This is a genomic window from Methanosarcina spelaei, from assembly GCF_002287235.1.
In the GTDB taxonomy this organism is placed as follows: Archaea; Halobacteriota; Methanosarcinia; order Methanosarcinales; family Methanosarcinaceae; genus Methanosarcina; species Methanosarcina spelaei.
In genome coordinates, this window is sequence record NZ_LMVP01000093.1 from 1 (window position 1) to 8,245 (window position 8,245).

The window sequence follows — 8,245 nt, forward strand, 5'->3', positions numbered from 1 at the left end:
ATATAGGTTTCGAATGACCTCATTTATACAAAATGAAAAATTAGCGAAGTACTGAACTTGGATAAACTTCTATCGTTTTTGAACTGAAGAATGACCAGGAAAAATCAAAAAGGATGTAGCCTGTTGTATATATTTATAATCAGGGTTATAACAAAATATAGGATCAGAGATCCTATTAATGATCCAAAAACTGACATTGAAATAATTCCAAAATCGAGTTCTTTCGATAATAATATCATTGGAACGAAAAGAATTGCGAAGAAAACGATAAGTAATAATTAAGAAGGTCTATTCTTCATGTTAATCACGACTATAGATCGACACACATATTTATAAGTTTTTTAATGTGAAACCTTATTGCTATTTTTAACGCTGTGACCTAAGCTTATAAAATGCTTATAATGAACTTCACACTCACAACTTCTAGTTCTTTGACTCCAAACCAATTACGAACCTGAACTTTCTAATTTATCAGATGATCGATCAAGTCTTCCTTAAATCTGGATTTTAAACTATCGGATTTAAACTGGGAATTTTAAACTGCCTAATTTAAACTGCCTAATTTAAATTGCCTAATTTAAATTGCCTAATTTAAACTGCCTAATTCAAACTGCGAATTTTAAACTTTCAGATCAAACGCAATGCGAATTATATGTAGTATTCAACGTAGAAACGGTAAGCAACCTGAATTTCTTCCAGTTCCCTTGGTTCCAGTTCAAAATCAGGCTGGCAGGTTCTGTAAGTTTTTTCTCCGAAATTCTTAAAGGTGACTTCGCATTTTATATTTTCAGGAAGTTGAGCCTCAAAGCTACCGCATTTATCACGGATTCTCAGCACAAATTTTTCGATTTCTGCAGGACTGAAGATTTTTTTCTTTTCAGGGATGTAATTTACCTCAACTATCAATTCTTCTTTGCTTGTTAAGTCTGCCCAGAAGCCGGAAAGCTCGGTTCCTTCTATCCTGTAGTCCTGAAGCTCAAAACTTCTCGTGATTGTATTCTTCATTTTGCCCTCTTCCATATTCTTAGTTTAGAAAGTGGATATATATAAACCATTTTAAAAACAAAGCAAATTATTTAGACATTTCTTTAAATTAACAGTTCTTTGTTTTTAATTCATAGAATTTATAAGTCTTTTTTCTCAGCAAATAAAAAACATAACTTACGTAGTTGAGGTACAGATTGGTTAACAACTTCAATTGTCCAGGACTCATACTACTTCTTTCTGAGCCTCTGTACTAAAAACAGACAGACCAAACCGCCCAATAATCCGAAGCCTGGAATAGAGTTAATTTTGCTCGAATCGTTTCCATCTTTTACGGATGGTCCTATGACAACTCCAGTAGGACAGTTCATAGTATATTTTCTTGTATTCACAGTTGCTGTAACTTTGTTTGTAACTGTGTCAATTACAGAGACGTTATTATCTTCGTAGTCACTGGAGTATATGGCAGAGTTTGCCACATACACTTTTTTTCCATCTGGGGTGATCGCAACTCCAAAAGGAGTTAGTCCTACAGGTATTGTAGCTATAACAGTATTTGTTGCTGCGTTAATTACAGAAACATTGTTACTTCGCCAATTTGTCACGTATACGTTCGTTCCATCAGGACTGACTGCAATATCACTGGGCCCCTCTCCTACAGACACATTTCCTGTAACATTGTTTATAGCTGTATCAACTACAGAGACAGTATTGCTGCCTGAATTAATCACATACACCTTATTTCCATCAGGACTGGTTGCAATTTCAGTCGGATAGTCTCCTACATGTACAGAGGCTATGATTTTTTTGGTAGTTACGTCAATCACAGAAATAGTGTTGTTGCGATTATTCGTAGCATAGATTTTTTTCCCATCTGGTGAGAATGCAATATTGTAAATGTTCAGCCCAACATTAATCGAGTCGATTACAGTGTTTGTAGATGTGTCAATTATAGAGACGTTGTTGCCATCATCCACACTACTACAACGCCTTGTCACATAAACTCTTGATCCTTTAGGGTTAACCGCAACTCCAACTGGGTAACCTCCCACATCCACTACTGCATTAACAGTATTTGTTGCTGTGTCAATTACAAAGATGTTGGTACTGAATCCTGATGAGTCCGTCACATACACCTTTGTTCCTGCAGGGTTGATTGCGGCTTCTCCAGCCCAGCCTTCCACAGGCACCACTGTTTTAAGATTGTCAGTTGCTGTGTCAATTACAAAGACAGCTCCAGTGTGGACTCCAATACTCGTCACATATGCAAATGGAGCTGCACCTGCGATGCTCACCAGTATTAAAACCATAAGTATTGCTATTCCCAGAATTCTTGTGAGAATATGTTGTCTACGTACTTCATTAGTCGTTGTCATAAACGAAATTGGAATCAATGAAATTGGAATCAATGAGAGTGGAATCAATGAAATTGGAATCAATGAAATTGGAATCAATGAGAGTGGAATCAAAAAAGTGGTAGTCAGCGTTGTTGATGCAGTTTTACTTTCCATCTTTTATCCCCAAGAAGTATCTGTCTTTTATAACACTACGATTATCAAAAAAGTCTGAACTTAGAATATTTTTGCAAACACTCATTAATTAGGTCTCTTAAGAATAAAAAATATTTTGTAAGCCAAAATCAAAGTTGCGCTGGCGCACCCCGCTGCAAGCAACGGGGTATGTTCGCGCCACCGCTCAAAATTCCGTTAAAGGAAATAATAACCCTAAACAATTTAGTGTGAGCAGAAGTTAGTAATCGAAAATGGAATTGAGAAATTTTATTATTATCAACGGTTACCGGGGAAGTTTCCATCCCCGCAGCAAGCTAGCGGGGTATTCGACTGAAATAATCTCAAAGTAAAACAAAATAAATAGAGTCTGATAAAGAGGGTAGGTTTTCTTCCTCACTAGCCTTGGTGAATAGAACGAAATAACACTTTATAGAAATATTGATATTTATCGCTTTATACTCCTTGCATACATCATAAATGTCATAAGTACTATTGCAAGCACACAGAAAGAACTTATAAAAGGAACTTTTTTTGATTCTTCAGTGGTATTGGATTTTTCTTCCTGCTCACCTCTTGTTCCTGTATTCTTGACTTTTCCGTTATTAACTGTCTTGTTTTCAGTTATATCCTCCTTCTGATTGCCCACTTTTTCTATATCCTCTACCATTTCGGTATCATTTGCCTTTTTTTCTTTCTTATTTTCTTCCTTATTTCCTTTCTTATCTTCTTCCTTCCACTTACCCTGAGCTTTCAATGCCTCGATTACTGCATCTCTATCCGAAACCTGGTGTTTTCCCAAAAAGCCAAGAGACATTTGAAAAACTCCTTTATCGGGTCTCTGGTCTTTTAGCATCAGGAGTACGGACTCGTTCTCAGTAAACTCTGCTTCGTCTTCAGTAGAGGCATTTGCCCCTATGTTAGTTCTTATTATTATGGTCTTTATTGGTAGAGGATTGTAGAGCCATTCTTTTATTGTAATTGTGTTATTTGTGTAATAGTCAGCTACATGAATCTCGCTTACCGTGCCTATAACAATACGGTCAGAGTTATTTATCTGGTATGGGATTTCGGCAGCTTCTGAACTATATATAGCTGCTGCGAGATTCGGAGTTAGAAAAAGCAGAATAGATGTAAATAATATGGAAAATAAATTTAATTGTTTCATTAAGATTCTCCTGCTCTTGATTTATGGATTTAGTACAGGGTAGAAAATTAATTATAAATTTAGTTTGATTGGTTATTTAAATCATCATGGGAGCATTTTATTGAGTATTTCTTACATTACATCTATGGAGTCAGATTATGGAGTCAGATTATGGAGTCAGATGATATTGGGAAGCACATTCAAACTCCACAAACTCCTTTTTATTAATTCCTTATAAGTGCTCTGTCCAAATTCTCTAACTATGTGGTTTTCGTACTCATTTTGAATTTGCAGTTATTTCCTATTCTTTGATTGTTAGATACTTTGGCTAAAAAGTTTATATATGAGAAAATTGCCTTGACTCATATTCAATATATAACTGAACCCTCACGGTCTTACAGTTGTTTAAGCCGATAATTCGATTAAACCATGTGAAATTTAATATTATATAGTCACTGGCCGTAATTTATTCTGGATAAGTGCATTCGATAATAGGTGCGTTTGATAATAGGTGCATTTGATAATAGGTACTTTTGGTGCTTTACGCATCCATAGCTACGAAAATATATCTGTCAAGATTTATGTTGAACTCAATGTACTTGATAACTGCAAATATCAACAAGTCTACAACCAGTCAAGAAGAAAAGACGTTATCATTACCAATAACTGAAGAAAATCAGTTTAGAAAAATTTACCCATTATATTTACTAAAGATGACTAAAGATATTGTTTTATCCAGGCTAAGTAGTTACTTATTTGTTACATACAGAGCCTATGCGAAGTCAATAAGGCTGTTGTAAAAATTATTAGTGGGGCACGACATCCTTTGAATGGTGCCTTAGTTCATTCAACATTTGTTTCCACTATTACTGACAAATGTTTCAGTGTTGTTGCTTGTGGTTTAGACACTTATAGTTCCATTAGTGGATATGTGATTTATTTTCTGAAATCTCATTTTCTGAGTTTGTTGTCTTTTCAGTACAGCCGGCTGCAAAAACAACAGTAGCAATAACAAGAAGCATTGCTACTATTTTTTAAACTTTTTCTAATTAGTAACACCGCTCAAAATCTTTCTTCATTTCAAAAACATAATTGATTCACACGAATTTATACAAGTTCATAAGCTCACGTATTTTTGAGCTTCCGTTAGAGTTTCTTAAGCATGAGGGACATTATCCCGGGTTTTGAAGGTCTCATGCTGCTGGGCGAGAACATGCTATCCATATCTGAACCCCCGAACATTTCCTCGTTGACACGCTTGTTAATTTCATCAAAAATCATCTTGTAGGCCAGGCAGTGCGGGTCTACACCCTCTATCTCGCCGCTCGTGGGCACTATCGCATTGTACGGGCATCCGCCTCTGCAATATTTGATATGGGCGCATTTGCTGCATGCAATGTCCACATATTCTTTAAACTTGTGCATTTTCTTCCAGGCTTCGGATTGAGCGAGGTCTGCCATGCTCGGACGGTCATAGACATTGCCCATGACATATTCGGGCATTCCTATAAAACGATAACAGGGGTATATATCTCCGTCAGGGCCAACTGCAAAGGTATCTCCCATACAGTCAACATAGGTGCAGACCGTGCCATGGCCTGTGAAAACACATTTGCACAGGTGATCAATGTTCATAACCTCAATCCGGCCCAGGTTTTCCAGATATTTATCCAGAAGATAGATCAGGAGTTCTCCATACTCCTCAGGATCGAGAGTCCATCTCTCAGGATTGTCATCTTTTAATGAAGGCAGGCAAGGGTGGAGCTTGAGTGTCAATCCTTTCTCAAGATAAAAATTAAAAATCTCTTCCTTTTGTTTTACGGAATGAGAAGTAAAAGTTGTAATGAACCTCACATTAAGCTCGTGTTCCCTGGCAATTTCATAACCTCTCATGGTTTTGTCGTAGTATCCTTTTCCCCTCTGCAGGTCATTAAGTTCTTTTGGGCCGTCCAGGCTGGAGCCTATAGGAACCCCATATTCCGCAAAAATTTCGGCTATTTCAGGGGTCATTTTCCAGAGGTTTGTCTGTATCGCAAAAGCGATTCTCCTTGGGCTCAAACCCTCAACCAGAAGCGGCAGTGCTTCCCGATAAAATTCCGCTCCAGCCAGGAGCGGTTCTCCTCCATGGAATGTGAAAGTAACCGAATCTCCCCTGAAAGTTTTAAGCCACTCAACAACTTCTTTTATCGTTTCAATGCTCATTATCGGGGATTTTTCTTCGGAACTCCAGCAGTAGCTGCAGTTAGCAGGACAACCAAGGGTCGGGATTAACATCACATGAAAAGGCATATTTAAAGCACCTTTTTTTTAAGCTTCTTTAAATTATTAGTACTTTTCTAAGTTCTACTGAGAAAACTAAGATCGAGATACTCTTCAATATTTTATATGCTCAACTTATCTAATTTTTTAGGCTCAGCATTCTTTAAATTTCTCTTTACTTTTTGTCAATCAGGAGTTTATATCAAGTTCAATCAATCCTACACAACATATTTTTCAATAAGTAATCCGCAATATATTACGGGAAGTAAAGATTAGCTAAGTTAAGGTTCGCCAGAATAAACGGGTTCCAGGAAAAACAAACATAATTCCAAGATTTTAAATTTCTAATATACGATTTGTATGTTTTTATACTGATCTCATATCATATTTGCAATAAATTTTAACATAGGTTTTGCAAATAGGGGGATAATATCTGAATTTGAAGTATACACAGGTAGACAAGAGAATACCACTTTAGGCTAAGGCAAGAAACAGGTAGATTATAGCTTTAAGTCAGCGTTACAAAGGCAAAGAAAGCTGCCTGAAAGGTATCAAGTCAGTAAAACTAAGATTAGAGTATAGCTTATCTGTAATAAAAGCAATAGGCGATGAATAAGGAAGCTACCGGTTTTAACGGGTGGCATTTCACATTATATCTCATATGTTCCTTCTCCTGTAACAAGCTCCCCATTTACTGCTGTCCATCCATCCTGAGATCCGGATAATATAATTTCCACTTTTTCCCTATAACTATTAGACTGCCATCCTCCGATCCACCATTCATTACGTGCATCCAAGTAGATCGAAATGCTGGTATTTGCATTCGAGGAGGTCTCATAGGAGGCATACACCCGGCTTTCATAATCAAATTGCTCAGACGTCCGTGAATATACTCCGCTAGCATTGACATTATGCGTAAGATTGTATTTGGGCATAAGAACCATTTCATTGCCCAAAGGGTTCATTGTATCTATGGTCTGGTTAGAAAATACCATTGTACTAAGATCTATACTTCTTGCCTTCTCATTTTTCATAGATAGCATGAGCCCGTGTTCCGTATCCACTAGAGCGTATTCCCATGAAGGATCATTGTTATTAAAGTGATGCTCTACGGTATCCACGCCCACGGATGACGTATTGTTTATCACCGGAAGTGGAAGGTAAAGAGTTGCGTTGTTCAAGGTCGAGTCCGTAGTTAATATTACATCGTAATCATAAATACTTGTGAAACTATTATTATACATTTTCTGCTTCTGGTCTTGCCACCAGATAGACAGCAACCCTACAGAAATGATTATTAATAGTACAAACCCGATCTCTATTTTGTAACGAGTTCTCATGTTTCAACACCTTATCCACTCTTGAGGAAAGATTTTAATTAAATATAATTGCTTCATAAGTTCATTATGTATCTAAGTCATAATAATTTAAGTGGGACACAGAAAAACTATCTTTGAGTTTATTTTCATTTTGATTTAATTCCCATTTCGCAATGATTAATTTCGACAATAATGGGAACTGCCTATATAGTGCTGGGCGACAAATTACTTTAGAACTCCATAAATTCCTCTTTGTTGATTCTTTATATGTTTTCTGGCCAAATTGTCTAACAATGCAATTTTTACACTTACTTTGCCATGAAATAAATTTCCTAATTTTTGATTGTTATATTATTTGGCCGGGAAACATATATATAAGTAAACATCTTAACCCATATTCAGATGGTATATATAAAAGACAATTTAATACAAATTTAATGATATAAGTTTAAAATTAATATGTATAATTAAAATTTAGACTAATTTGTCTCTCAATTAAAAGAGATAACATTGTTTCCAATGAATTTGACAACGAATGAAGAAATCTGGAATAGGTTTCTAATGTGGTTTGATTTCAGTTTGGTTATCGAGAGCGGTTACGACTCCCATAATACCACTAGTTCTGAGAGTTGTGCTATACTTTAATTAAAAAATAATCAATGGAATTCTCGAGGGAATTAACAGTATCGTACAGTTGCAAAAAGAACTGCAAGAGGGTTTAAAAGCATATATTTTATTAATATGATCTGTCTAAAATTAGGGAAACTAAAATTCAAATTACCCACATGAAATAGCGAAGAGCCGAAAAAACTCTCAAAAATTGGAAATCTGAGGTTTTATAACGCTCCAATTTCCATAGGATCATCAAAAGTCCAACAAGTTACTTTTTGTTCAAGGGACTAATCATTATGTCCTATCCACCAAGAGAGTCGAGAGACACATTTAAAATTTTTTTGTTCACCTGAAGCTCATTTTTTATTTCAGTCGAATACCCCGCTAGCTTGCTGCGGGGATGGAAAACTTCCCCG

General features: G+C 36.2%; 7 protein-coding genes and 1 pseudogene. 3 read left to right on the forward strand and 5 right to left on the reverse strand.

What is annotated here, in order from left to right:
- Positions 1-648 precede the first annotated feature (648 nt).
- On the reverse strand, positions 649-1,005 hold the full coding sequence (locus ASJ81_RS06570; protein WP_245859873.1) for a hypothetical protein: 357 nt from the start codon (positions 1,003-1,005) through the stop codon (positions 649-651).
- 209 nt (positions 1,006-1,214) lie between these two features.
- A complete protein-coding gene (locus ASJ81_RS06575) occupies positions 1,215-2,279 on the reverse strand; it encodes a YncE family protein (protein WP_338037386.1) in 1,065 nt (354 codons plus the stop codon).
- Here ASJ81_RS06575 and ASJ81_RS24810 point away from each other — a divergent pair.
- Complete coding sequence (locus tag ASJ81_RS24810; RefSeq protein ID WP_245859877.1) at positions 2,272-2,553, forward strand: hypothetical protein; 282 nt, start codon at positions 2,272-2,274, stop codon at positions 2,551-2,553. The two genes, ASJ81_RS06575 and ASJ81_RS24810, sit on opposite strands and share 8 nt — an antisense overlap.
- Before the next feature lie 387 nt (positions 2,554-2,940).
- Here the strand turns inward: ASJ81_RS24810 and ASJ81_RS06580 are convergent, their stop codons facing one another.
- Together ASJ81_RS06580 and ASJ81_RS06585 are read right to left on the reverse strand one after the other, a co-directional pair.
- Positions 2,941-3,660 carry a hypothetical protein gene (locus ASJ81_RS06580; RefSeq protein WP_095643790.1) on the reverse strand — a complete coding sequence of 240 codons (720 nt, stop codon included), beginning with the start codon at positions 3,658-3,660 and terminating at the stop codon, positions 2,941-2,943.
- Positions 3,661-4,785: 1,125 nt separating this feature from the next.
- Entirely contained in the window at positions 4,786-5,928 is a 1,143-nt protein-coding gene (locus ASJ81_RS06585) for a TIGR04083 family peptide-modifying radical SAM enzyme (protein WP_095643791.1), read from the reverse strand.
- A gap of 472 nt (positions 5,929-6,400) precedes the next feature.
- Here ASJ81_RS06585 and ASJ81_RS24555 point away from each other — a divergent pair, with 472 nt between their 5' ends.
- Positions 6,401-6,514, forward strand: a complete 114-nt coding sequence (locus ASJ81_RS24555) for a hypothetical protein (protein WP_369334790.1) — start codon at positions 6,401-6,403, stop codon at positions 6,512-6,514.
- Between the two features lie 34 nt (positions 6,515-6,548).
- Here the strand turns inward: ASJ81_RS24555 and ASJ81_RS06590 are convergent, their stop codons facing one another.
- Entirely contained in the window at positions 6,549-7,238 is a 690-nt protein-coding gene (locus ASJ81_RS06590) for a hypothetical protein (protein ID WP_245859875.1), read from the reverse strand.
- Positions 7,239-7,866: 628 nt separating this feature from the next.
- Here ASJ81_RS06590 and ASJ81_RS06595 point away from each other — a divergent pair.
- Positions 7,867-8,006 (forward strand): annotated as a pseudogene (locus ASJ81_RS06595) (transposase); the annotation flags it as partial.
- Positions 8,007-8,245 lie beyond the last annotated feature (239 nt).